The sequence below is a fragment of the Cognatiyoonia sediminum genome (assembly GCF_900129845.1).
Classification (GTDB): domain Bacteria; phylum Pseudomonadota; class Alphaproteobacteria; order Rhodobacterales; family Rhodobacteraceae; genus Cognatiyoonia; species Cognatiyoonia sediminum.
Window position 1 is genome coordinate 1,197,382 of the sequence record NZ_FQXB01000001.1, and the last position, 24,971, is coordinate 1,222,352.

At 55.4% G+C, this 24,971-nt stretch carries 24 protein-coding genes; 4 read left to right on the forward strand and 20 right to left on the reverse strand.

What is annotated here, in order from left to right; translation table 11 throughout:
* Window positions 1-45: 45 nt before the first annotated feature.
* Window positions 46-507, forward strand: coding sequence for a DUF4174 domain-containing protein (locus tag BUA85_RS05995; RefSeq protein ID WP_072899928.1), 462 nt, complete (start codon window positions 46-48; stop codon window positions 505-507).
* 1 nt (window position 508) lies between these two features.
* On the opposite strand, the gene BUA85_RS06000 is transcribed toward BUA85_RS05995, so the two are convergent.
* The 6 genes from BUA85_RS06000 to BUA85_RS06020 form a co-directional block, all read right to left on the reverse strand.
* On the reverse strand, window positions 509-2,566 hold the full coding sequence (locus BUA85_RS06000; protein ID WP_072899929.1) for an acetyl-CoA carboxylase biotin carboxylase subunit: 2,058 nt from the start codon (window positions 2,564-2,566) through the stop codon (window positions 509-511).
* A 92-nt stretch (window positions 2,567-2,658) separates the two neighbouring features.
* Window positions 2,659-2,859, reverse strand: coding sequence for a hypothetical protein (locus BUA85_RS06005; protein ID WP_072900442.1), 201 nt, complete (start codon window positions 2,857-2,859; stop codon window positions 2,659-2,661).
* A 328-nt stretch (window positions 2,860-3,187) separates the two neighbouring features.
* Entirely contained in the window at window positions 3,188-3,538 is a 351-nt protein-coding gene (locus BUA85_RS06010; RefSeq protein WP_072899930.1) for a hypothetical protein, read from the reverse strand.
* 18 nt (window positions 3,539-3,556) lie between these two features.
* Window positions 3,557-3,682, reverse strand: a complete 126-nt coding sequence (locus tag BUA85_RS17010; RefSeq protein ID WP_278246380.1) for a hypothetical protein — start codon at window positions 3,680-3,682, stop codon at window positions 3,557-3,559.
* A 187-nt stretch (window positions 3,683-3,869) separates the two neighbouring features.
* Entirely contained in the window at window positions 3,870-4,271 is a 402-nt protein-coding gene (locus tag BUA85_RS06015) for a DUF6497 family protein (protein ID WP_072899931.1), read from the reverse strand.
* Window positions 4,252-5,784: an acyl-CoA carboxylase subunit beta gene (locus BUA85_RS06020; RefSeq protein WP_072899932.1), complete on the reverse strand. Its 1,533-nt coding sequence runs from the start codon at window positions 5,782-5,784 to the stop codon at window positions 4,252-4,254. Before BUA85_RS06020 ends, BUA85_RS06015 begins: the two co-directional genes overlap by 20 nt.
* A 165-nt stretch (window positions 5,785-5,949) precedes the next feature.
* Here BUA85_RS06020 and BUA85_RS06025 point away from each other — a divergent pair, with 165 nt between their 5' ends.
* Both BUA85_RS06025 and BUA85_RS06030 read left to right on the forward strand, forming a co-directional pair.
* On the forward strand, window positions 5,950-7,164 hold the full coding sequence (locus BUA85_RS06025; protein ID WP_072900443.1) for a multidrug effflux MFS transporter: 1,215 nt from the start codon (window positions 5,950-5,952) through the stop codon (window positions 7,162-7,164).
* A gap of 52 nt (window positions 7,165-7,216) precedes the next feature.
* Window positions 7,217-8,617 carry a helix-turn-helix domain-containing protein gene (locus tag BUA85_RS06030; protein ID WP_072899933.1) on the forward strand — a complete coding sequence of 467 codons (1,401 nt, stop codon included), beginning with the start codon at window positions 7,217-7,219 and terminating at the stop codon, window positions 8,615-8,617.
* Between the two features lie 4 nt (window positions 8,618-8,621).
* Here BUA85_RS06030 and betA read toward each other — a convergent pair whose 3' ends face one another.
* The 12 genes from betA to mgtE all read right to left on the reverse strand — a co-directional run bounded on the left by betA (window position 8,622) and on the right by mgtE (window position 21,395).
* A complete protein-coding gene (betA, locus tag BUA85_RS06035; protein WP_072899934.1) occupies window positions 8,622-10,280 on the reverse strand; it encodes a choline dehydrogenase in 1,659 nt (552 codons plus the stop codon).
* Window positions 10,270-10,452, reverse strand: a complete 183-nt coding sequence (locus BUA85_RS06040; protein ID WP_341350619.1) for a DUF6552 family protein — start codon at window positions 10,450-10,452, stop codon at window positions 10,270-10,272. Before BUA85_RS06040 ends, betA begins: the two co-directional genes overlap by 11 nt.
* A 44-nt stretch (window positions 10,453-10,496) precedes the next feature.
* The gene (betB, locus tag BUA85_RS06045) at window positions 10,497-11,954 is read right to left on the reverse strand and encodes a betaine-aldehyde dehydrogenase (RefSeq protein ID WP_072899936.1); all 1,458 of its coding nucleotides are present in this window, start codon (window positions 11,952-11,954) and stop codon (window positions 10,497-10,499) included.
* Window positions 11,955-11,994: 40 nt separating this feature from the next.
* Entirely contained in the window at window positions 11,995-13,503 is a 1,509-nt protein-coding gene (betC, locus tag BUA85_RS06050; RefSeq protein ID WP_072899937.1) for a choline-sulfatase, read from the reverse strand.
* On the reverse strand, window positions 13,500-14,069 hold the full coding sequence (betI, locus tag BUA85_RS06055; protein ID WP_072899938.1) for a choline-binding transcriptional repressor BetI: 570 nt from the start codon (window positions 14,067-14,069) through the stop codon (window positions 13,500-13,502). The genes betC and betI overlap by 4 nt, the downstream gene beginning before the upstream one ends.
* A 69-nt stretch (window positions 14,070-14,138) precedes the next feature.
* Window positions 14,139-15,020 carry a DMT family transporter gene (locus BUA85_RS06060; protein WP_072899939.1) on the reverse strand — a complete coding sequence of 294 codons (882 nt, stop codon included), beginning with the start codon at window positions 15,018-15,020 and terminating at the stop codon, window positions 14,139-14,141.
* Between the two features lie 46 nt (window positions 15,021-15,066).
* Window positions 15,067-15,816 (reverse strand): YebC/PmpR family DNA-binding transcriptional regulator, encoded by a 750-nt coding sequence (locus BUA85_RS06065; RefSeq protein WP_072899940.1) that lies wholly within the window; start codon window positions 15,814-15,816, stop codon window positions 15,067-15,069.
* An 85-nt stretch (window positions 15,817-15,901) separates the two neighbouring features.
* Complete coding sequence (locus BUA85_RS06070; protein ID WP_072899941.1) at window positions 15,902-17,680, reverse strand: SLC13 family permease; 1,779 nt, start codon at window positions 17,678-17,680, stop codon at window positions 15,902-15,904.
* Window positions 17,681-17,686: 6 nt separating this feature from the next.
* Window positions 17,687-18,622, reverse strand: coding sequence for a DMT family transporter (locus BUA85_RS06075; RefSeq protein ID WP_072899942.1), 936 nt, complete (start codon window positions 18,620-18,622; stop codon window positions 17,687-17,689).
* On the reverse strand, window positions 18,619-19,434 hold the full coding sequence (locus BUA85_RS06080; protein ID WP_072899943.1) for a TIGR00282 family metallophosphoesterase: 816 nt from the start codon (window positions 19,432-19,434) through the stop codon (window positions 18,619-18,621). Before BUA85_RS06080 ends, BUA85_RS06075 begins: the two co-directional genes overlap by 4 nt.
* Before the next feature lie 42 nt (window positions 19,435-19,476).
* Entirely contained in the window at window positions 19,477-20,031 is a 555-nt protein-coding gene (locus BUA85_RS06085; RefSeq protein ID WP_072899944.1) for a 5-formyltetrahydrofolate cyclo-ligase, read from the reverse strand.
* Window positions 20,019-21,395 (reverse strand): magnesium transporter, encoded by a 1,377-nt coding sequence (gene mgtE, locus BUA85_RS06090; protein WP_072899945.1) that lies wholly within the window; start codon window positions 21,393-21,395, stop codon window positions 20,019-20,021. Before mgtE ends, BUA85_RS06085 begins: the two co-directional genes overlap by 13 nt.
* A 103-nt stretch (window positions 21,396-21,498) precedes the next feature.
* Between mgtE and guaD the strand changes: the two genes are divergently transcribed.
* Window positions 21,499-22,818, forward strand: a complete 1,320-nt coding sequence (gene guaD, locus BUA85_RS06095; protein ID WP_072899946.1) for a guanine deaminase — start codon at window positions 21,499-21,501, stop codon at window positions 22,816-22,818.
* On the opposite strand, the gene BUA85_RS06100 is transcribed toward guaD, so the two are convergent.
* Window positions 22,781-24,115, reverse strand: coding sequence for an 8-oxoguanine deaminase (locus tag BUA85_RS06100; RefSeq protein ID WP_072899947.1), 1,335 nt, complete (start codon window positions 24,113-24,115; stop codon window positions 22,781-22,783). The genes guaD and BUA85_RS06100 overlap by 38 nt on opposite strands.
* Complete coding sequence (gene hisN / locus BUA85_RS06105; RefSeq protein ID WP_072899948.1) at window positions 24,108-24,920, reverse strand: histidinol-phosphatase; 813 nt, start codon at window positions 24,918-24,920, stop codon at window positions 24,108-24,110. The genes BUA85_RS06100 and hisN overlap by 8 nt, the downstream gene beginning before the upstream one ends.
* Between the last annotated feature and the right edge of the window lie 51 nt (window positions 24,921-24,971).

A 24,971-nucleotide genomic window follows, 5' to 3' on the forward strand; every position in this document is an offset into this window, starting at 1 on the left:
AGATCGGGCTTAGCAAAGCCGGAAATCGATCCTATATCTTTGGTTATGAAAGTTTTATTCGCGATGATCGGTGCGGCACTGCTGGCGGGACCAGCGGCAGCACAAGAGAGTTTGGTAGACCGCTGGAACGAAGACCGTACACAGGTATTCGATGCATCGGAGGTCGACTTGGATGAGCTGCGTTGGATCGCACGGCCGATCATCGTGTTTGGTGAGTCCGAGTTTGAGCCACAGTTCAGGCGCCAGTTGGATTTGCTGATTTCTGAAGCTGACGAACTCGCGACCCGCGATGTCATTTTGATCACGGACACCGATCCTGATGTGCGCAGCGATCTGCGTACGCGGTTCCGGCCACGGGCGTTTATGCTCGCCATCGTTGGCAAGGACGGCCAGATCAAGCTGCGCAAACCCGCACCTTGGGATGTACGCGAGATTTCACGCTCCATCGACAAGATGCCGTTGCGCCAGCAGGAAATCCGCGACCGTAGGGGTGTTGTGACCCAATAGGTCATTCAAACTCCATGATCACATCGTCAACGGCGAGGCTGTCGCCTGCGCCAGCGTTGATCTTGGAGACGATACCTTTGCGTTCCGCGCGCAGGATGTTCTCCATCTTCATGGCTTCGACGGTGCAAAGCGCTTGGCCTTCCTGCACTTCGTCGCCGACTTCGACGTCCACTTTGACGATCAGGCCCGGCATTGGGCATAGCAGCATCTTGGATGTATCCGGCGGCAGTTTCTCTGGCATCAGCTTAGCCAATTCCGCCTGACGCGGACTCCGGACGTGGACCTTCAGGTCAGCGCCGCGATAACGCACATGGAAACCGCCAGGGATTTTGCCCACTTTGAGAACGAGTGGCGTGCCATCGACATCGAGGCGCGCAAGGGGCTGGCCCGGTGTCCAATCGCTTTCGACGCGGTAGGTGTCATCACCGATAGCAACCGTAGCGCCAGCCTTATCGGCCCCAATAGTCACGTCGTGAGATTGGCCTTGAAGGGTAACAACCCAATCCGCGCCGACATGGCGTTCATGGTTGTCCATCCGACCGGTGACGCGTGTGCGGCGGATTTCGGCGACGCGGTGCATTGCCGAGGTTGCGGCTGCGATGCGTTTGATGTCGTCGTCAGGCAATTCAACACCATCAAAGCCTTCCGGGTATTCTTCCTCGATAAAGGCGGTGGTCATATTGCCAGAGGTGAATTTCTCGTGGTCGTACACCGCCGCAAGGAACGGTAGGTTATGGCCAATTCCCTCGACCTCAAACCCATCAAGGGCGAGACGCATTTCTTCAATCGCTTCGGCACGATCCCTACCCCAAGTGCAGAGCTTGGCGATCATGGGGTCGTAAAACATGCTGATCTCACCACCTTCATAGACGCCCGTGTCGTTGCGCACGGCGTGGCGATCTGACGTTGCGCCGGCTTTGCCATCAGGCGTGTTCCATTTGCCGTTCTCGAGCATTGGGCCGCCCGCAACCTCTGCTGGCGGGCGATAGCGGGTCAGGCGACCGATAGAAGGTAGGAAATTGCGGTATGGGTCTTCGGCATAAAGACGGCTTTCCATTGCCCAACCGTTGATCGTTAGATCCGATTGCTGCATTGGCAGTTCTTCACCCGCAGCCACACGGATCATCTGTTCGACAAGGTCGACGCCTGTGATCAGCTCCGTCACAGGGTGTTCCACCTGCAAGCGTGTGTTCATCTCAAGGAAGTAGAAGTTTTTGTCGCCATCCACGATGAATTCCACTGTACCCGCGCTGGAATATCCCACGGCTTTGGCGAGAGCGACGGATTGGTCGCCCATCGCTTTACGGGTTGCTTCATCCAAGAACGGCGATGGCGCTTCTTCAATCACCTTCTGGTTCCGACGCTGGATCGAACATTCGCGTTCGTGCAGGAAGACACCGTTGCCGTGTTTGTCGCAGAGCACCTGTATCTCAATGTGGCGCGGTTGGGTTACGAATTTTTCGATGAAAATGCGGTCGTCGCCAAAGCTGTTAGCCGCTTCGTTCTTCGACGATTGGAACCCTTCGCGTGCTTCCTGATCATTCCACGCGATCCGCATCCCCTTGCCGCCGCCACCGGCGGAGGCCTTAATCATCACAGGATAGCCAATGTCATTGGAGATTTTGACCGCTTCGTCCGCGTCTTCGATCAAGCCCATATAGCCCGGAACGGTCGACACTTTCGCATCCTGAGCGATCTTCTTGGAGGTAATTTTGTCCCCCATGGCTTCGATTGCGCCCTTAGGAGGGCCAATGAACGCAACGCCTTCGGCCTCTAGGGCTTCGGCGAATTTCGCATTCTCGGAGAGAAAACCATAGCCCGGGTGAACCGCTTCGGCGCCCGTTTGGCGGATGGCGTCCATGACCTTGTCGATGACGATATAGGACTGGTTCGCAGGCGGTGGGCCGATATGCACCGCCTCATCCGCCATCTTCACATGCAATGCATTCCGGTCCGCGTCCGAATAAATGGCCACCGTCTGGATGCCCATTTTCTTGGCCGTCTTAATCACTCGGCAAGCAATCTCGCCACGGTTGGCGATGAGGATTTTCTTAAACATGCAAAGGGTCCTTTGAACGCAAAACCGCCGCGAGAGACTTGCTCCCACGGCGATTGATAGGTTTGTGTGCCCAGTTGGGCAGGAGTTTTTTGTTAGCTGCAGATACCTGCGTCGTCGCAGAAGACGCCGGCTGCGGCACCGACGATGGCTGTCCCAGCACGATCTGTGCCAAGGATATCCGCAGCGATTGTGCCTGCGCCCGCGCCGACAACAGCACGTTCTGCATCCGTGTTAAGGCAGCCAGCCAAACCGAAGGTTGCTGCGGCTGCGATGATCCATGTTTTTTTAAGCATTCTTGCCTGCTTTCTTTCGTTTCCTCGATGGTGCGAGAATTGTTTCGTTTTGAAAGAAAGGCAAGCGACTGAAGACTGAAAGAGCCACAATCCGCCGCAACCAAATTAGAGGGGGGTGTCGGCCTGTTTGAAAATAAAACAGGCCGACAAGGGGAAGGGTAACGGTGTTGACAATATGGGGATTCCGAGTTGCTGCTCTCTCTTCCCCATCCATTCAGATTGCCTGCCGGAACCATCGAAACAAAGAGGCGCAAAGGGGTTTGACCAAAATGAGCGGATTCCCGCTTAGATTGAAGATGACTTTGCGTCATTTTGCCGAATAGAGGCATCACTTTTCCCCCATGGCTTCAGGAAAGCTGACGCGTGCGAGGTCTTCATCAATTTGCAAAAGAGCATCGTAGGATTCTGGATCGAAAGGATCTTCCGCTGGAACGACCTCGCGACCAAAAAGCCACGACAAACGGCCGGCATCTAAGTTGCCCCTCATAAAGGGTTCGGCGCCGAAGTGATCCCATAAAGCTTTCATAAAGCCGGTGTCGGCACGCCTATCGGCGGGCTTTCTATCCGAAAACCGTTCTCGTGCGATGAGCTTTGTCGCGCCAGCTTTGTTCGCGCGTCGAATGACGAATTGAAAATCCGTACCCGGCAAACGCCCTGGGAAACCGCGGTGCTTTTCCATCAAAGCACCGCGACAAGATTAATGTGCCGAAGCCCCCTCGCCCTGCTCGGCTGTTGGGGTATTTCGTGCCTGACCCTGGCTTGCGCTAACCGCGACAAGCGCCATAAGAGCCGCGACCACGAAGGCCTTGGTTCCGGTTGCCATCTGTGTGACCTGCTTCTGTCTGCCTCAAGCCGCCGGCTTTTTGATCCGGTCAGCCCATTTGTTTTTGTTTGTATTGAGGGCAAAATAGCAGAAAACGCATTTGTTTCAGCACTATGGAAATCGGACACATTCGACTGTGACTCAACCGCACCAGTCTGTAGAATCGACACAAGAATTTGACGCAACATCAGAACGCCTCCCAGATGCAGGTGTTGTCGATGATTTGGAAGGACTGAAAGTACTGGGTCACATCCGCATCGATCTCTCCGAAGGCGATTTCTTGCTCAGACAAGGAGATGAGAACCAGGTCCGTCTTCTGTCCGTTTAAGTTTAGCGCGGGCAGCACGACCGCATCGCACAGGTAGTCAATGTCATCCATCACATCTTCGAATTGAAGCGCCAGCCCTTCTGGAGCGATTGCGGGCACAATAAATCTGAATCTACCGACAGACGGGTTTTCTTCGAATATTACGTCAAACAACTCCATCTCCGTGCCGGAGGGGACCGGTACGGATTGGGCCAATGCTGGCGTTGAAAAAGCGGCAAATGTCATCGCCGCAATGCTCAGTTTAGAGCGGGATGTTGTCATGCTTTTTCCAAGGGTTCTGGAGCGATTTGCCACGCAAAGATGCGAAAGCGCGGCACACACGGCGACGGGTTGAATGCGGCATGATCACTTCGTCAATGAAGCCCTTTTCGGCGGCCACAAACGGGTTTGCAAAGCGGTCTTCATAATCCTGCGTATGCTGTGCGATCTTTTCTTCGTCGCCAAGGTCAGCGCGATGGATGATCTCTGTCGCACCTTTCGCGCCCATCACGGCAATCTCGGCTGTGGGCCATGCGTAGTTGAAGTCACCACGCAGATGCTTTGACGCCATCACGTCATACGCGCCGCCGTAAGCTTTGCGGGTGATGACTGTGACCTTTGGCACGGTCGCTTCGCCATAGGCAAAGAGCAGTTTCGCGCCATGTTTGATGACGCCGCCGTATTCCTGTGATGTGCCTGGCAGGAAGCCAGGAACGTCCACAAGCGTCAGGATTGGGATTTCGAAGGCATCACAAAACCGCACAAAACGCGCTGCTTTGCGAGAGCTATCAATGTCGAGGCATCCTGCTAGCACCATCGGCTGGTTGGCCACGACGCCGACGGTTGATCCTTCAAGGCGCACAAATCCTGTGATGATGTTCTTGGCGAAATCCTCTTGGATTTCATAGAAATCGCCCTCGTCCCCAAGTTTCAGGATCAATTCCTTCATATCGTATGGGGTGTTCGGATTATCAGGGATCAGCGTATCAAGGCTGTCCTCAATCCGATTTACGTCATCAAAGAAAGGGCGCGTCGGCGGCTTAGCGCGGTTGTTGAGCGGTAGGAAATCCACCAGGCGGCGCACTTCGGCGAGGGCTTCGACGTCATTTTCAAACGCGCCGTCCGCGACGGAGGATTTTTTCGTGTGGGTCGATGCGCCGCCGAGCTCTTCAGCCGTAACCACCTCATTGGTCACGGTTTTCACCACGTCTGGGCCAGTGACGAACATGTACGAACTGTCTTTGACCATGAAGATAAAGTCGGTCATCGCTGGCGAGTAAACCGCCCCACCAGCACAAGGTCCCATGATCACAGAAATCTGAGGCACAACACCGGAGGCCATGATGTTGCGTTGGAACACTTCGGCATAGCCCGCCAACGAGGCGACGCCTTCTTGAATACGAGCACCGCCAGAGTCGTTGATGCCGATGACGGGCGCGCCGTTCTGCATCGCCATATCCATGATCTTGCAAATCTTCTGAGCGTGCGTCTCAGACAGAGACCCACCAAATACCGTAAAGTCCTGAGAGAACATATAGACCATACGTCCATTGATCGTGCCCCACCCTGTCACAACACCATCGCCGGGTGGGCGCTGCTGCTCCATCCCGAAATCGGTGCAACGGTGCGCGACGAACATGTCGAACTCTTCAAAACTGTCAGCATCGAGCAAAAGTTCGATGCGCTCACGAGCTGTTAGCTTGCCTTTGGCATGTTGAGACTCGATGCGTTTCGCACCTCCGCCCATGCGTGCAACCGCGCGGCGGTCTTCGAGTTCTTGCAAGATATCTTTCATGGAGGCCTCCCAGAGAATGAAAGGGAGATAGCAAAGCTCTCACATTGGGAGAAGGAAAAGTTTGCAAATATTGCCCTCATATAGATTGCATTTCTGCAAATCTGCTAATTCAAGAAGATACAACTGATGGTAGACATCGCTCACCAAAGGTCTAAGGTCTCGGGCATGAACACCCTAAATCCGGTCCGGTTTCTGGATCGAACGTCGCCCCCTCATATTCTAACGCTGACCCTCTTGGCTGGGATCTCGGCATTGAACATGTCGATTTTTCTGCCGTCACTCAGCGGGATGACAGAGTATTTCGGGACGTCTTATGCGACGATGCAACTGGCCGTCTCTGGCTACTTCCTTGCGACGGCTGTCATTCAGTTTGTCATCGGTCCAATCAGCGACAAGTTTGGCAGACGAACCGTGGTGCTTGTGTCCTTGAGCATTTTCATTCTGGCGACGATCGGGGCGATGCTGTCCACCACTGCCGAAATGTTCCTTTTCTTCCGGCTGCTGCAAGCAGCAGTGGCGACCTCCATTTCCCTCAGCCGCGCCATCGTACGCGATATGTTCGACACACGAAAAGCAGCATCGATGATCGGCTATGTGACGATGGGCATGGCTTTGGTGCCGATGGTGGGGCCCATGATTGGCGGAGCGATTGATGAAGCCTTTGGCTGGCAGGCCATTTTTACCTTCTTAACGTTCGCGGGCATTGCTGTTCTTTTGCTGTGCTATTTCGATCTTGGTGAAACAGTCCGTGGCGGCGGTATGGGTTTTGCCGATCAGCTTCGGACCTATCCAGAGCTTCTAAAATCACCCAGATTTTGGGGGTACACAGCGGCCGCCGCCTTCGGTTCCGGTGCCTTCTTCGCGCTTCTCGGAGGGGCGTCTTATGTCTCCGCAACCGTATTTGGATTAACACCGTTTTGGAGCGGAGTTGCTTTAGGTGCTCCCGCCATTGGGTATGCGGTTGGCAATGGTATCTCCGGCCGCTTTACAGAACGTTTTGGGATCAACGCTATGGCGCTGGCTGGTTCAATTATCACCGTTGTCGGCCTCGGTATCTCGCTCATTCTGACACTGTCCGGAATCACCAGCGCCTTTCTTTTCTTTAGCTTTGTGACCTTTCTAGGATTGGGCAACGGGCTGCTTATGCCAAACACATCCGTGGGTCTAATGTCGGTCCGACCACACCTAGCAGGGACAGCCAGCGGACTTGGTGCAGCAATTATGATCACGGGCGGCGCGGTCTTGTCTCAACTCGCAGGCACATTGCTGGATGGCGGGGACAGTGCCCTTCCCCTTCAATTGGTTATGGTCAGCACTTCGGCACTTGCTTGCATTTCGATGATATTCGTCATCGTTCGGGCACGTCAGGTCGAGGGTTGATTTGCTGGATTTGCAAAGGCAGTTTGCAAATTAGGCAAATTGCGAGGCTCCGATGGCGACCCCTAAACTCTACGCAGGTGCGAAGCTCCGCGAACTTCGCGGTCGTGTGGGTCTGACACAAAAGGATTTCGCAGCGAAATTGTCGGTGTCACTGCCCTACCTCAATCAGATGGAAAACAACAACAGGCCAATCAGCACGGCCGTGTTGCTAGGGCTGGCGCAAGAGTTTGGGTTTGACGTGACCGAGCTTCAAGCCGGAGATGAGGCGCGCTTAATTGGAGACATGAAAGAAGCGCTGGCCGACCCCGCATTTGCCGGGCCGACACCGGCCTTAGCCGATTTGCGCCTCGTGGCCTCGAACGCACCCGCGTTGGCGCGTGCTTTCTTGGATTTGCACACTGCCTATCGCCAAACCCATGAACGGCTCGCCTCATTGGATGAGGCTTTGGGGCGCGAGGATGCGCGACTAAAGCCGTCGCCGTGGGAAGAAGTTCGCGACTTTTTCCACTATTGCGACAACTATATCGACGCCGTTGATCGCGCAGCGGAACGATTTGCGACCTCTCTACCCGACGGCCAATCGCTAGAGGACGCGGCAACCGAGACGCTAGAAGCCAAGGGTATCGAGGTCGTCGATGCTGAAGACGACAAAATCCGCCATTACGATCCAGCTACTAAGACACTGTCGCTATCACGTTTTGCCGCGTCCGAAACACGCAGCTTTCAATTGTTGCTCCAAACAGCCCTCCTCACCCAAGATGCGCTTCTTGAAGCGACGCTCGATCTCGCGCGTTTCCAATCCGAAGAGTCGCGGGAGATCGCCAAAATTGGCTTGGCCAATTACTACGCAGGCGCCGCTTTGATGCCCTATGGTCGGTTCCTAGATGCCGCCACCAAGACGCGACACGATCTGGAGATACTATCGACCCAATTTGGCGCATCATTGGAGCAAGTGGCCCACCGCCTTTCAACAATGCAGCGCCCCGGCGCTAAGGGCATTCCGTTCTTCTTTGTGCGCGTCGATCAAGCAGGCACGATCACCAAGCGCCACTCCGCCACGACGTTGCAGTTTGCCCGTTTTGGCGGGGCCTGCCCGCTTTGGAACGTGCACCGTGCGTTTGAATTGCCCGGCCAGTTCTTGCGCCAGTTGGCGGAGACGCCGGATGGGGTGCGTTATTTCTGCCTTGCCCGAGATGTAAGCAAATCCGGTGGCGCTTGGGGGGCACCCATTCGTCGCTACGCCATCGGCCTAGGGTGCGAAGTTAAACACGCATCTGCTCTTGTCTACGCCGATCACATGCAGCTGAAGAATGCCGAAGCTTTTGAAGCCATTGGCATTTCTTGCCGCATATGTGAACGCAAGTCTTGTCACCAACGATCCGTTCCACCGCTGGAACGGCAGTTGAAGGTCGATCTGAACCTTCGTGACGTGCTGCCGTATCAGGTGGAATAGCGGGCTAGCGCTGCGCTGTTTGCCAATTCGGGTGCACCCAAGGCACGTCATTGGCCGGCGACAACGGTGCCTTTCCAAGAATATGATCAGCTGCCTTTTCCCCCGTCATGATCGACGGTGCGTTCAGATTACCGTTGGTGATCCGTGGGAAGACCGAACTGTCGGCAAGACGAAGCCCGTCAACTCCAATGACCCGCATCTCCTGATCGACAACCGCCATAGGGTCGTCTCTGCGGCCGATTTTGCAGGTGCCACAGGGGTGATAAGCGCTTTCGACATGTTCGCGGATAAAGTCGTTGAGTTCATCGTCCGTTTGCGCGTCATCACCGGGTTGAATTTCATGCCCCCGGTAGGGCTCAAACGCCTCTTGTGCAAAGATTTCGCGGGTTAGGCGAATACAGGTGCGGAAGTCCTCCCAATCGCTTTCTTCAGACATGTAGTTGAACAAGATTTTCGGATCATCTTTCGGATCAGCAGAGCGCAATGTAACGGACCCACGCGACTCTGACCGCATGGGTCCAACATGCGCCTGATATCCATGTCCTTCTGCAGCTACTTTGCCATCATACCTCACCGCCATTGGGAGAAAATGAAACTGGATGTCAGGGTATTCCACACCGGCCTTGGATCGAATGAAGCCCGCGCTTTCGAACTGGTTCGATGCACCGAGGCCGGCTTTAGTGAAAAGCCACTGCGCGCCGATCATAGCTTTGCTGAACAGGTTCCAATGTTTGGCGAGCGACACTGGCTGCGTTGCGGCCTGCTGGATGTAAAGTTCGAGGTGGTCTTGCAGGTTTTGCCCGACGCCAGGGCGATCCGCGCGGACCTCGATCCCATGCTCGGCAAGATGCGCCGCAGGCCCGATGCCGGACAGCATCAGGATTTTCGGCGAGTTCAGAGACGACGCAGAAAGGATAACCTCTTCACGTGCCGCGATGACCTCGATTTGGCCGCCCTTCTCAACTTCGACGCCACAGGCACGGCCGTCTTTGAACACGATCTTACGAGCCAAAGCGCGGACCAGCGTGCAGTTTTGACGCTTTAACGCTGGTTTCAAGTAAGCGTTTGCTGCTGACCAACGACGCCCTTTGTAGATGGTCGCATCGAACGGACCGAACCCTTCTTGTTGATGGCCGTTATAGTCGCCCGTGACATCATATCCCGCCTGTTTGCCCGCTTCGACGAATGCCTTTGTCAGAGGGTTGGTGCGAGGTCCGCGGGAGACGTGAAGCGGACCGTCGGTGCCGCGCCATGCAGGATCGCCGCCGTGGCCACCGCTGTCCCAGTTTTCCATGCGTTTGAAGTAGGGTAGCACATCGGCATAACCCCATCCATCCGCGCCACTTTCGGCCCAGTGATCGAAATCAAGCGCATGGCCACGGACATAGATCATACCATTGATAGAGCTTGATCCGCCGATCACCTTGCCGCGTGGAGTGACTAATCGGCGTCCTCCTAGATGCGGTTCGGGTTCAGTTTTGAGGCCCCAATCGTAATGCGACATATTCATTGGGTATGATAGAGCTGCTGGCATCTGAATAAACGGGCCCGCATCGGTCCCGCCATATTCGATGACAAGAACGTCTTTGCCCGCTTCGGCCAGACGATAGGCTATCGCGCAGCCTGCGCTGCCGGCCCCTACAACCACATAGTCAGCTTGCATTCAGATATCCGCCAACAAGAGAAATGAATGCGCCGACATGAACGACCATTATCGCCCTGTCCTTCCACATCACACCGACAGCAAACCAAAGGATGATCCCAATTACGAAGGCATAGATGTTCCAAGGCGTGTAGTTCAGACCGGTTAGACCGTAGCCAATGAGTTGGACCATAGTCGCAACCCATTTAACTGCATCTACACGATTTATTGCCTCCATCAGAACGGCGCCTCGACATCGTTCATCGACACATAAACCGTCTTCATTTCGGAGTAGTGGTTGATCGCCAGCTTCGAATTCTCGCGTCCGACGCCCGACATTTTGGAGCCACCAAATGGTGCTTCGACGGGAGCAAGGTTGTGTGTGTTGATGTAGCAGGTGCCTGCCTCAAACGCCGCTGAGACGCGGTGCGCGCGGGTGAGGTCATTTGTGAAGACAGAGGCCGCGAGACCAAACTCGGTGTCGTTCGCGCGGCGGATTGCTTCTTCTTCCGTATCGAAATCGAGGACAGAGAGGACGGGGCCAAAAATCTCTTCCCGCGCGATTGTCATATCGTCGGTGACGTCGGCAAAGACTGTTGGTTCGATGAAGAAACCCTCTTTCTCGGGCGTTCCGCCACCGTGCACAAGGCGTGCGCCTTCGGCTTTACCTTTTTCGATGTAACCCTGAACTATGCTGCGTTGATTTTCGCTGACCATCGGGCCGAAGTTGGTATCTGGGTCTTGCGGATCGCCCATGTTCACACCGGATGCTAGGCGTTCTGACATGCGATTGAGGAAAGCCTCTTTGATGCCTTTCTGAACGAAGACGCGGGTACCGTTAGAGCAGACCTGACCGGTGGAATAGAAATTGCCCAGTACGGCGCCAGAGACGGCATTTTCGAGATCAGCGTCATCGAAGATAATGATCGGGGATTTGCCACCAAGCTCCATCGTCACGTGTCGCAGGCCTTCTGCGGCTGACGCGTAAACCTTTTTACCTGTTGGAACGGAACCGGTCAGAGAGACCTTTGCCACACGTGGATCAGTGATCAACGATGCACCCACGTTCCCGAGCCCTTGCACCACGTTGTAGACGCCAGCCGGAGCGCCTGCTTCGTACAGAATTTCAGCCACTTTCAATGCGCAGAGCGGTGTTGTTTCGGACGGCTTAAAGATCATCGTATTGCCGCAGGCAAGCGCAGGTGCGCCTTTCCAGCTTGCTATCTGAGTGGGGTAGTTCCATGCGCCGATCCCAACGCAGAGGCCCAGCGCTTCGCGGCGGGTGTAGACAAAGTCACCGCCAGCCAGCGGAATATGTTCACCTGTCAGCGCGCCTGCCAGACCGCCGAAATATTCAAACGCATCCGCACCAGAGGTCGCATCCGCAACGCTGGTTTCCTGATAGGGTTTGCCAGTGTCATAGGTTTCCAACACCGACAGATCGTGGTTGCGGTCGCGCATGATATCCGCTGCACGGCGCAGGATTCGGCCGCGTTCAACACCGCTCCTTGCGGCCCAGTCGGCTTGCGCGGCTTTTGCGGCGGCAATGGCCTGTTCGATAATCGCCGGAGTGGCTGAGTGGACTTTGGCGACCACTTCACCTGTGTAAGGATAGACGACGTCAATGAAGTGGCCTGCAGTGTCCTCGACATATGCGCCGTTGATGAAATGGCTTGCGGTCGGTTGTATTTGCATTTTCTTGCCTCCAGCAGAGGTAGTTAGGCTCAAAAGACGATCACTCGCCTCTTGGGAACCGCTGGTTTTCTTCGAGGACGTTGAGGTCCATGTGATTGCGCATGTAGCGTTCGGATGCCTTTTGCAGCGGCTGGTAGTCCCATGGAAAATAGGAGCCATTGCGCAGCGCTTCGTAGACGACCCAGCGTCCGGCTTGGGAATGGCGGACAGCGGCATCGAATTGGTCGAGGTTCCAACGGGCTTCGGCTTTGGCCTTTAGGGTGTTACGGGTGCCTTGGTGTTCGGGCTCTTCGGCCAAGTTAGAAAGCTCGTTCGGGTCCGCTTCCATATCGTAGAGCTGATCTGGATCGAGCGCGCACATATTGAATTTCCACTTGCCATAGCGCAGCGAAACGAGCGGCGCGTAGGAGGCCTCAGCGGCGTATTCCATCGCAACGGGCGTGTCGCGTGATCCGCCTTGGCCGAGAGGTACGATACTTTCGCCATCGGTCCATGGCATGACTTCGGACATGTCGATACCGGCCAGATCACACAAGGTCGGGCAGACGTCGATATTGCTGACCGGTGTTTCGACGAGGCCCGGTTCCATATCCGGTGCACAGATCATCATCGGCACACGCGCCGAGCCTTCGTAGAAGGACATTTTGAACCAGAGGCCGCGATCGCCCAGCATATCGCCATGGTCTGAGACGAAGAGGATTGTGGCCTCTTGTCGTGTGGCCTTGAGGGTGTTGAGGAGTTCGCCGACCTTGTCGTCGAGATAGGTGATGTTGGCGAAATAGGCTTGGCGTGCACGGCGAATTTGTTCTTCACTGATCTCGAAATTCTCGTGGTCGTTGGCGTCCAAGATCCGTTTGGAATGTGCGTCCTGATCCTCATATGGGATCGGGCCGACGGCGGGCATCAGATGCTCGCAATCTTCATAGAGGTCCCAGTATTTCTTACGCGCCACGTAAGGGTCATGCGGGTGGGTGAAGCTGACGGTGAGGCACCATGGGCGCTCATCATGGCCGCGCGACAGGTCATAGAGTTTGCGAGTCGCGTGGTAGGCGACCTCATCGTCGTATTCCATTTGGTTGGTGATTTCCGCCACACCCGCGCCGGTGACGGAGCCCATGTTGTGATACCACCAATCAATGCGCTCGCCGGGTTTGCGGTAGTCCGGTGTCCAGCCGAAATCTGGGGGGTAGATGTCGGTTGTCAGGCGTTCTTCGTAGCCATGCAACTGGTCAGGACCGACGAAGTGCATCTTGCCGGAGAGGCAGGTTTGATAGCCTGCCCGGCGGAGGTGGTGGGCGTAGGTTGGAATCGAGGACGCGAATTCGGCGGCGTTGTCATAGACACCGGTGCGGCTTGGTAGTTGGCCGGACATAAAGGAAGCGCGGCCAGGTGCACAGAGGGGAGAGGCCGTGTAGCAATTTTTGAACCGCGTGGATTCCTCGGCCAGCGCTTTCAAGTTAGGCGCGTGGAGCCACTCAGCGGGTCCGTCAGGAAACAGGGTTCCGTTCAACTGGTCGACCATGATGATCAAAATATTGGGTTTGCTCATCGGGCGTCTCCCGTGAGTTGGGCGAGCATGGCGAGAGCTTTTGCCTCGGCATTTTCATCGGGTGTTGTGAGGGCGACGCGAATGTAAAGGCCATCTATCAGCGCAGCCAAAAGCTCTGCGCCGATTTCTGGCTCCGCCACCCGTCCGCGTAAGGCTTGGATGAGGTTCGACCGCAAACGGCGTTGATAAAGCGTTAGCAATCGCAACGCTTCCGCGTTGGTTTGCGCTTGACCATAAAAGGTCATCCAAGCGCTTACAGCGGACGGGTCAAAGCAGGAATCAGCAAAATTGGCACGGATGATCGCCTCGGCCCGCTGATCATGGCTGGTCGTCTTTGCGAGCTCTTTGCGCACTTCAGCACTGTAGTCGCGCAGAATCTGTCGCATAGCCGCAAGGAAGATTTGATCCTTGCCGCCAAAATAGTGGTGGGCAAGCGCGGAGGACATCCCTGCCCGTTTGGCGATTTGGCTGACTGTCACATCCAGGGATCCGGTTTCGCCAATAGTCGCAATCGTCGCCTCGACGAGTGCGGCGCGACGAATAGGTTCCATTCCGACTTTGGGCATCACTATTCCTCAGATCAGATCTAACCAAAGTTGTAATTTATTTTTTATTGACCAGTCAATCAATAAAAATCAAATTGCTGCCTCCCGACGTCTCGCGACGGCTTCACGCCATGTGATAAAGCTCACCGCGGCCATAATGATCGTGCCGCCTAAGATCACCCAGCCGTCGAATCCTTCATCGAAAACCAGTGCGCCCAACAGGACGGCCCAGACCAGTTGAAGGAAGGTAACGGGTTGCGTGACAGTGAGGGGTGCGGCGGCAAAAGCGAGTGTCATGGTGTAGTGACCCGCCGTTGCGAAGCAGGCGACTAGAAAAAGCCAGCCAATGTTTTCCCAACTCACCGGAACCCAGACAGCAAAGGCAAAGGGCGCGAGGAAAATGGTCACTGTGATTGAGAGCATCCCTACCACAACGGCTGGAGCGACCTCATCCGCCAGCTGCTTGGCCATCAGATAACCTGCCGCGAACCCTATAGCGGTGAAAATCATCGCGATATGACCGGGGGAGATTTCGCGGAGTCCGGGGCGTAGGATGATAAGCGCCCCGATCAAGGCGACAACGACCGCGGCCAGCCTGCGAGGTGGGAGCTTTTCACCCAGAAACAAGGCCGCGCCAATGCTGACATAAATAGGCGAGAGGTAGTTCATCGCAGTCACATCGGCGATGGGGATGTGGGCCATGGCAAAGAACCACAAGATGACGGCAAGTGTATGGGCAAAGCCGCGTGCTGAGAACAACAAGACTTGTCGTTTGGTGAGACGTGCCGCGAGGATCGGTCGGATCATCGGGATCAGAAAGACTAACCCTAAGATGTAGCGTAGGAATGCGCCCTGAGCGGCGGGAACCTCATCACCGATGTATTTCACAATGGCCGTCACGCAGACGAACATGATGCCGGTAAAGGCCATCCAGAAAATACCGACGATGGGGCGTGAAGGCGCATCTGACATGCGCCCACACTCTGCCTATTGTCACGGGTTCACAACCCGCGAAATGCTATTGATTTCCGAAGGCTTCCATCACGTTGTCAGAGGCTTCGAAGTTGGTTGTGACGGTTTGAACGTCATCATCTTCTTCGAGCGTATCGACCAGTTTCATCAGCTTGGTCAGACCTTCAAGGTCCAACTCTGTTGTCGTGGTCGGTTGCCAGATCAGCTTGGTGCTTTCGCTTTCGCCCAAATCTGATTCCAACGCATTGGAGACTTCATGCAGATCGGTGTCGGCACAGATGATGACGTGGGTTTCTTCGTCGGATTGGGCATCCTCGGCACCAGCCTCAATCGCGGCCATCATCACGGTGTCTTCGTCACCAACAGAGCCGGGGTAGATGATTTGCCCCTTGCGTTCAAACATGAAGCCAACAGACCCTGTTTCGCCCAAATTGCCGCCGTTCTTTGAAAAGGTGGACCGCACGGTCGAAGCGGTGCGGTTTTTGTTGTCGGTCATGGTTTCGACGATCACGGCAACACCATTGGGACCATAGCCCTCATAGCGGATTTCATCGTAGTTTTCCGCATCACCGCCTTGCGATTTCTTGATCGCGCGGTCGATGACGTCTTTCGGGACGGAATTGGAACGGGCTTCTTTAACAGCCAAACGCAGGCGTGGGTTCTTCTCTGGATCAGGGTCGCCCATTTTGGCCGCCACAGTGATCTCTTTTGCGAGCTTAGAGAACAGTTTAGAACGCAGTTTGTCCTGACGTCCTTTGCGGTGTTGGATGTTTGCCCATTTGGAGTGGCCGGCCATCGGTACCCTCTTTTCATCATTCCGAGTTTGTCACTCTATAAGGCACCCTTGGGCCAAGCTGCAAGCGGGCCCTTCGGGGAGAACTTTAGAGTGGCCAGATGTATGGGATCACGAAGGAGACGATGGGCGCTAGAGAGAGATTGAGAGGGATGCCTACCTTGAGGAAATCTGCGAATTTATAGCCGCCGGGGCCATAGACAAGCGTGTTGGTCTGATAGCCGATCGGTGTAGCGAAGCTGGCACTGGCCGCGATCATCACGGCAACGACGAGCGGTCGCGGATCGACGCCCAGCGTTGCGGCCAAACCAATAGCGATTGGCGTCATGACCACTGCGACAGCGTTGTTGCTGACCAGTTCGGTCAGAATTGAAGACAGAAGGTACACTGCAAGGATCACAAAGAAGCCCGGCAAAACCTGCATAACCGGCGAGAGGGTGTCAGCGATTAAGAGAACAGCACCTGAAGACTGTAAAGCACTCCCGACGCAGAGCATCGCGAAAATTAGCGCCATCAGTTGGCCATCGACGAACCCGAAAGCCTCTTCGGCGTCGATACATTTTGTTGCGAGCACAATCGTAACGCCAACCATCGCCAAAAGCAGGATCGGTGCGACGTTAAGTGCCGCGAGGAGAACAACACCAAGAAGAACGCCGATGGCGATGGGAGCATGGCCACGGCGGTAAGCACGTTCAGACGGGAGGGACACGTCGCCCAGATTCATTTCCCGCGTTAAGCGCTGGATATCTTCCGTGGCACCTTCAAGTAGGAGCGTATCACCCACGCGGATAACAACATCATCAAGCTGAGACAGGTTCGTGTCTCGGCGATGGACAGCCAGTGGATAGACCGCGAAACGCCGACGCAACCGCATGGAGCCGAGGGTTCGCCCGACCATACGGCAATTCGGTGTGATCAAGGCCTCAACCGTCGTGGTTTCCACCGCGGACACTTGATCGATCCGGCGGAGGTCTTTGTTTGTTTGCAGCGACAGCAATTCCGTCATCGCGGTGCGCAACACAACTTTGTCACCGGCCTGTAAAACGACATCCTTAAGATTGCGCCGCAAAGACGCATCTCCACGGATCACATCAATCAATCGGACGCCGTCACGTTTGAACAGTTTTACGTCGAGCACTTCGCGCCCAATGAGATTGCTGTCGCGAGTAATGATTGCCTCGGAAAAGAACTTCATTCTGGATTTGTCTGAAAGCAAACCCGCCATTGACGTCCGTTCCGGTAGTAGGCGCGAACCGATGAAGTAGAGATAGAAGAACGTCCATAGGACTACGACGACGCCAACCGGAAGGATTTCCAAAATCCCGAAGGGTTCAAGCCCCTGCCCTCTCGCCACACCGTCAACTAGAAGGTTTGTCGACGTTCCTAGCAGGGTCATCGTCCCTCCGACAATTGCGGCATAGCTAAGCGGAATGAGCAGTTTCGAGGCGGATGTTCCCAGCGTTTTTGCCAGCTGCACAAATACGGGGATCATGACCACAACCAACGGCGTGTTGTTCATGATACCGGATGCGAGAGCCACAAACACCAGAGCCCCACCGATCGCACGAGCAGGGTTTTGCTGGGCCTGTCGTTCGGCAGTTTGAGTGAGGGTGGTCAACGCACCAGTACGTACCAAGGCCCCTACGATGATAAACATGGCGGCAATGGTCCAAGGTGCTGGGTTCGCGAAAACAGCCAATGCATCCTCGTAAGGAAGCACGCCAGTGATCAACAAGATCGACGCCCCGATCATCGCGACCACCTCGGTCGGAAAAACCTCTTTGAGGAAAAGCGCGAACATCACCAGTACGACGACAAGCGTCAGCACCGCACTTTGGGTCGATGACAAGGTGAATAGCTCGAACATATCTTTCTAAGCGCTTGGCGTACCTACAGTATCGCCTTCAGGTTCATTCGAAGCAAGGGGGCGACGTGGTTGAACGAGTGTTAGGCCCAATGCCATGAGGACCATCGCGAACCAGACCCAACCCGCATATCGTTCACCCAATAGCAACATGGCCCAAAGGACACCGAACCCGGTGACCCAATAGCTGACTTGCGCTGCAAAGAGAGGACCAGCGCGACCGACCATCCAAACATAGACGACGTAGACGAATGAATGGATGACCGATGCGAAAATAAGCGCGACGTCAGATTGGTTTAGCGGCATAGTCGGTATCGTGAGCTGACCTGCGTTGATGGCGATGGGCAAAGTTATTACAGCGCCCAATGCCGACGCCCCAAACATCACTTGGATAGGATCCATCCCAGCGGTGCCGAACTTTGCGACGAGGTTTCCTTCCAACGCATAGCAAAGCGGACCCAGCATCGCTAATGGTATCGCCGCAAGCATTGCGCGCTCCGGAAGGCTGGCATCCGGAATAACGATGCAAAGCACGCCTGCGAAACCTGCTGCGAGCCCCAGCAATCGACGCGACGAATAGGTCTCGTTCCGCATGGCCAACGCAATGGGGAAGGACATCATCGGAATTGTTGCGATGAGCACGGAGTAAATGCCGGAAGGGATTGATTTTAGCGCCTGATAACTGGCCGAGTTGGGAATGATCGTACCGACAAAGGCGATCATAAGCCAAATGGCGACGGTCGAGGCCTTAATCGGCAACCTTCTGAGCCGCCGAAATTGAACAAGGCCCAGAACCACTGTGGCAACAAGCATCTGGATAAACACCATACCCAACGGCTCATACTGGCCGGCAACGGCGATCTTAACCAAAGGTTGTGATAATCCCCAAAGCGCGCCCAGTCCGATCAGCACCGCAGTAAGCCATGCTTGTTCTTTGGTGGTCATGTGGGGCCTTGAGATTGCAGCGAACCACCTTGGCGCACCGGTTCAATTCGGGTGGTTTTGCCAGTGCGGTCATCTGTCTCGATATAGACGCCGGAAAGGGTCGCCTCGCCATTCGCGGGCGTGAACCGCTCCTTGGGCATTCCGGTGATGAATCGGCGTAGCGGCTCTGCCTTTTCCATACCTATGACGGAATGATAGTCGCCGCACATACCTGCATCTGTTAGGTAGCCGGTCCCACCGGGCAAAATCATCGCATCAGCGGTCGGCACATGGGTGTGCGTTCCGACGACCAGGCTTGCGCGGCCATTGCAAAAGTGTCCAACCGCCATTTTTTCAGATGTCGCTTCGCAGTGAATGTCGATCAGGCTGGCCTGTACTTGGCCGCCCATTGGGTACTGCTTGAGAAGACCGTCGAGTGCCGAAAACGGATCGTCGAAGGGGCGCTTCATAAAGACCTGTCCCAAGACCTGAGCGACAAGGATTTTTCGTCCATTGGTCGCAGTAAACACGCGCGCACCGACGCCAGGGGCGGCTTTGGAAAAGTTGATAGGGCGAAGAACGCGTGGTTCTGACGCAATGAAGGTCATCATGTCTTTCTGATCAAAAGCATGATCCCCAAGGGTCAGCACATCGACGCCTGCTTCCAAAAGGGCTTTCGCATGAGAACCAGACAATCCCATTCCAGAGGTCGCATTCTCACCATTCACGACGACGAAATCGAGCGTCCACTCCTCTCGAAGTTTTGGCAGCTGGCTAATGACAGCGTTTCTGCCGGATCGCCCGACGACATCACCTAGAAAGAGTATTTTCATACGGACCGTTTAAGCCGCAAAGCCTAAAGGTGCAATTGAAGATCAAGGCGTGATGATGCCTTGCTCGGTCACGATCAAATCAAGCGGTTGATCTGTTTCTTCCAACGGCAGGTCGTCCGCTTCTTGAGCGGCATAGGCAAAGCCGATGGCAAGCGTGGGCTTTTGCGACCTGAGCAGTTCCAGCGTCCGATCATAAAATCCACCGCCGTAACCCAAACGGCCCCCTTTGCAATCAAAGGCGACGAGTGGGACAATGACAATCTCAGGTGTCATCCACTCCCCAGACTCAGGGATCATCGCGCCAAACTCGCCCACGATGAGCGTGCAATCTGGCGTCCATGTACGAAACTTCAGAGGTTTGGCTGCACCCAGGATCACGGGCACACCCACAAGTCCGTAGGCTGAAGCCTCTTCCATAGCAGCGGTAGGATCGATCTCCGTTCGCATGGCCATGTAGCTTGCGATTGGGACGCCGCGATGTCCTGCGAGAACCTCTGACAAATAGCCAGATGTCCCCTGCCCCAAAGCATGGGCATCTTTGCGCCGCGCAAAGGCTGCCTTGCGCGCGTCGGCTTTGATCTCGGTTAAAGTAGCCATAGTGCCGCCAATCCTAGGAACGCAAAGAACCCGACCACATCCGTCACCGTTGTCACGAAAGCGCCGGATGCTAGGGCGGGGTCAATGCCCAGTTTTTCCAATATGATTGGAACGCCTGTCCCTGCGAGGCCAGCAACGGCAAGGTTGATGACCATTGCGGCACCGATGACGTAGGCCAGTGTCAGATTGCCGAACCAGAAATAACCAACGGCGCCCATCACGACGGCAAAGATGATACCGTTTACCAGCCCGACCAAGACCTCGCGCCGAACAACGCGCCAGACATTTGCATCCGTTAGGTCGCGTGTCGCCAAAGCTCGGACTGCCACGGTCAAGGATTGCGTGCCCGCATTGCCCCCCATCGACGCCACGATCGGCATCAGGATCGCCAAAGCGACCAGACCAGAGAGTGTTTCCTCAAACATCGCGATAACGAGAGACGCAAGGATCGCAGTCGCCAAATTCACCGCGAGCCACGGGAAGCGGTTCTTAGTCGTCTCGATCACCCGATCCGATAACGACCCCTCACCAACGCCCGCCAGCCGCAGAATATCTTCTTCGGCTTCTTCTTCGAGAAACGCCATGGCGTCGTCGATAGTGATAACCCCAATCAGCCGGTCGTCATCGTCCACCACGGGTGCTGTGATCATATGATAGTGGTTGATCGCTTGCGCGACCTCTTCAACGTCTTGTTCGACATTGAAGGTTCGGAATGAATCTTCCTCCAATTCTTTGAGAGGCGTTTTGCGATCAGAGCTTAGAATGCGGCCGAGCGTGACGTAGCCAACCGGCTTCATCCGCGGGTCGACTAAGATGATGTGATAAAATTGCTCCGGCAACTCGACATCCGAGCGTAGAAAATCAATCGCATCCCCAACGGTCCAATGCTCCGGGCCGCGAACAAGTTCGACCTGCATGTGCCGACCGGCGGACTCTTCGGGATAGGTCAGCGCCTGCTCTACAAGCGCCCTGTCGCTATCATCCAATGCTTCAAGAACGGCTTCGGTCTGTTCGTCATCTAGGTCTTCAATAAGGTCGACAACGTCGTCGCTGTCCAAATCGCGAACAGCTTCCGCGAGTTCTTCTTCGTCAAGGCTGTCGATGACTTCTTCGCGAAGATTGTCGTCGAGCTCGGAGATAACCTCCCCCTCGATCCCGCCGGGCCATACGCGCAAGAATTCCTTGCGATCTTTGTCGTCGAGCTGTTCAATTAGGTGCGCAACGTCCGCTGGGTGAAGCGGATCGACCAGATCTTCGACCACCTCATCGGCGTCCGCATCGACGGCTTCCATGACATCAGACACAAGCTTATCGGAAATACCGAAGGCTTCTTCCTCTTCGATGTCGTCGATTGCGTCGCTCATTCTGCCCTCACCTGATTTGTGCGCACCATAGAAGGTTCAACGCAGTTCTCAATATCACGTCGAAGCGATTTACCTTCCTTAAAGCCCGTCATAGTTTGCCATTATGACAAAACACCTTTTGCTTGGCCAAACCCTTACCTTTACCAGCGATCCTTTCGAAAATGATTGGTCGGACGTCGCGCATATAAACACCTCGGGTGGCGTTCTAGTCGAAGATGGGCAGATCGTCGGGGTCGATGACGGCGCGGCCCTGCGGGCTCAGCATCCAGACGCGATCGTCACCGACTATGGGCAGGATCTTATCAGTGCCGGTTTTGTCGATGCGCATATGCACTATCCGCAGACTGGCATCATCGCCAGCTGGGGCAAGCAGCTGATCGATTGGTTGAACACCTACACGTTCCCTGAAGAGTCTCGTTTCGGTGATCGTGCATTTGCGGATGACGTGGCAGGTCGAACGCTTGATCTAGCTTTGGCCCACGGAACAACGACGCTAACAAGCTATTGCACCATCCATCCTGAAAGCGTCGATGCATTTTTCGAAGCCGCGGCAAAGCGCAATATGGCCGTTGTTGCAGGGAAGACCTGCATGGATAGAAACGCGCCAGACACGCTGAAAGACACTTCTCAGTCGGCGTATGATGATAGCAAAAGATTGCTGAAAAAATGGGATGGAACCGGTCGCGCTCGATACGCCATTACACCCCGCTTCTCACCAACCTCGACGCCAGAACAGTTGCAGGCTCTAGGCGCGTTATGGGCCGAGAACCCCAATGTCTTGATGCAAACTCACATGAGCGAGCAAAAACCTGAAATCGCATGGGTGAAGGAGTTATTTCCTGACGCTCGTGATTATTTAGACACTTACGAGCGTTTCGGGCTCCTCGGTGAAAACGGGCTTTATGGCCATTGCATCCACTTGGAACAGCGGGAAATTGATCGATTTGCCGAGGTCGGGGCTGCTGTTGTCCATTGCCCGACATCGAACACTTTCATCGGGTCCGGCTTGTTCGACATAGCGGGCCTGAAAGCGCGCGGCATTCGAACCGGGCTTGCGACGGATACTGGCGGCGGGTCGTCCTTTTCGATGCTTCGGACCATGGCAGCGGCCTATGAGATCGGTCAGCTGCGGGGCAACGTCTTGCACCCTGCGCAACTGTTGTGGCTGGCGACCGAGGGTTCAGCAAGCGCGCTTAAGGCACAAGGCCAAATCGGGCATTTGGGCGTTGGTGCGTCAGCCGACATCACAGTCCTGAACTTGAAATCGACCGAAGTGATTGAGCAGCGCGCGAACCGCGCCGAACATGCGTGGGACGCCATTTTCCCGACAATCATGATGGGGGATGACCGTGCCATTCGTGAGGTTTGGGTGGCTGGCGAAATGGTTAGTTGGCGAGCGCCATCGCCAGTTGATTTTGCCTGACACAGATCTTTCCGAGATCGATGGTCACGATATGACCGTCGCGAACGATTTGGCGGCCTTCGACAAAAAGGTGCGAGACCTTTGAGGGGCCAGCAAGTAGGAGCGCTGCAGGGTCCCATGACCCTGCTGCCTCAACACCGCGAACATCCCAAAGCGCTAAGTCTGCCCGCTTCCCGACAGAGATTTGCCCGCAGTCATTGCGGCCCAAAACCTCCGCACCACCTCGCGTCGCGATATACAACGCCTCGCGGGCAGACATCGCATCAACGCCATTCGCAACACGTTGAAGCAGCATGGTTTGCCGCGCTTCCGCCATCAGATTACCGACGTCGTTACTTGCCGACCCGTCAACTCCCAAGGCGACGTTCACGCCTGCGTCTCTCATCGCTCGAACCGGCGCAATGCCCGAACCCAATCGGCAGTTAGAGCACGGACAATGCGCAACGCCAGTATGTGATTTCGCAAACAGATCAATTTCTTGCCCGTCGAGTTTCACGCAGTGAGCGTGCCAAACGTCATCACCCGTCCAGCCAAGGTCTTCAGCATATTGACCTGGGCGGCAGCCGAATTTTTCCAACGAATAGGCGATGTCTTCATCGTTCTCAGCCAAATGGGTGTGCATCATCACACTTTTGTCGCGTGCCAAAAGCGCCGATTCTCGCATTAAATCACGACTGACTGAAAAGGGTGAGCATGGCGCCAGCCCAACCCGAACCATTGCCCCCTCTGATGGATCGTGGAAGGCGTCAACCAAGCGAATGCTATCTTCTAGGATAGCCGCCTCTTGTTCAACTAGGCTGTCAGGTGGGAGGCCTCCATCGCTTTCCCCAATGCTCATCGAGCCGCGTGTCGGGTGGAACCGAAGGCCAACATCTTGCGCCGCGGCAATCGTGTCGTCCAGGCGTGATCCGTTGGGGTAAAGATAGAGATGATCTGACGTCATCGTGCACCCAGACAGCGCCAGCTCAGCCAGTCCCACTTGTGCCGATACAAACATCTCCTCCGGTCCGAACTTCGACCAAATCGGATAGAGCGTTTGAAGCCACCCAAAAAGAAGCGCGTCCTGCGCACCGGGAACAGCACGGGTGAGCGTTTGATAAAGGTGATGGTGCGTATTCACGAGACCAGGCGTTACGACAAAATGACTGGCGTCGACGACCTCTCCTGCGGTTTCCAACCCCACCCCGATGTCAGCGATCACGCCATCTTTCAACAGGATATTAACGTTGGAAAGCTCATCCTGCGCGTCGTTCATTGTCAGGACGCATCGCGCATTCTTTAGAAGCGTTTCAGCCATCTACAACACTGCGAACAAGGGCAAGCGCTTGGGCGTGAAGCGTTTCGTTGGCAGCGGCAACGACGCGCCCGCCCTCATGCGCTGGTTGTCCTTCCCAGTTGGTCACGATCCCACCTGCGCCCTCGATGACCGCAATCGGGGCTTGAATATCATAGGCTTGCAGCCCCGCCTCGATCACGAGATCGACCTGACCGGCTGCCAAAAGCGCGTAGCCATAGCAGTCCATTCCATAACGAGTCAGTTTGACCTGCCGATCGACTGCTTCGAACGCGCGACGTTCTAGGTCAGTGCCCACTTCTGGAAATGTCGTCAGCAGGGTCGCATCCGTTAGCGCATCGGTTTCGCGCGTTCCCAAAGGTTTCTCGCCTAGTGGACCGGTCATCGACGACACTCCAAGCCCACCCAAGAAGCGCTCACCAATATAAGGTTGGTCAATGAGACCAAATTTGGGTTCGGATTCATCCGCGACGGAAATTAATGTGCCCCATGTTGGTGTGCCGCTGATATAGCCACGCGTACCATCTATCGGGTCCAATACCCACGTCAGGCCAGTTTCACCTTCTGAGGTACCGAACTCTTCGCCAAGAATGCCATCTTGCGGCCGTTCGGCAGCCAAAACAGATCGGATTGCTTGCTCTGCTGCGCGATCCGCCGCTGTAACGGGATCAAACCCGCCGCTGTCTTTATTTTCAGTTGAGAGATTTGTGCCGCGAAAAAACTTAAGCGTCTCGGATTTCGCGGCGTCGGCGGCCAAGTGGGCGACGCGGATCACATCACTAATGGTTTCAGTGTTCCACGTCGTCATGTCGCTTGGCCGTCCAATGATTAGGTTGGCGCTTCCCTTGCGCCTTCCCAA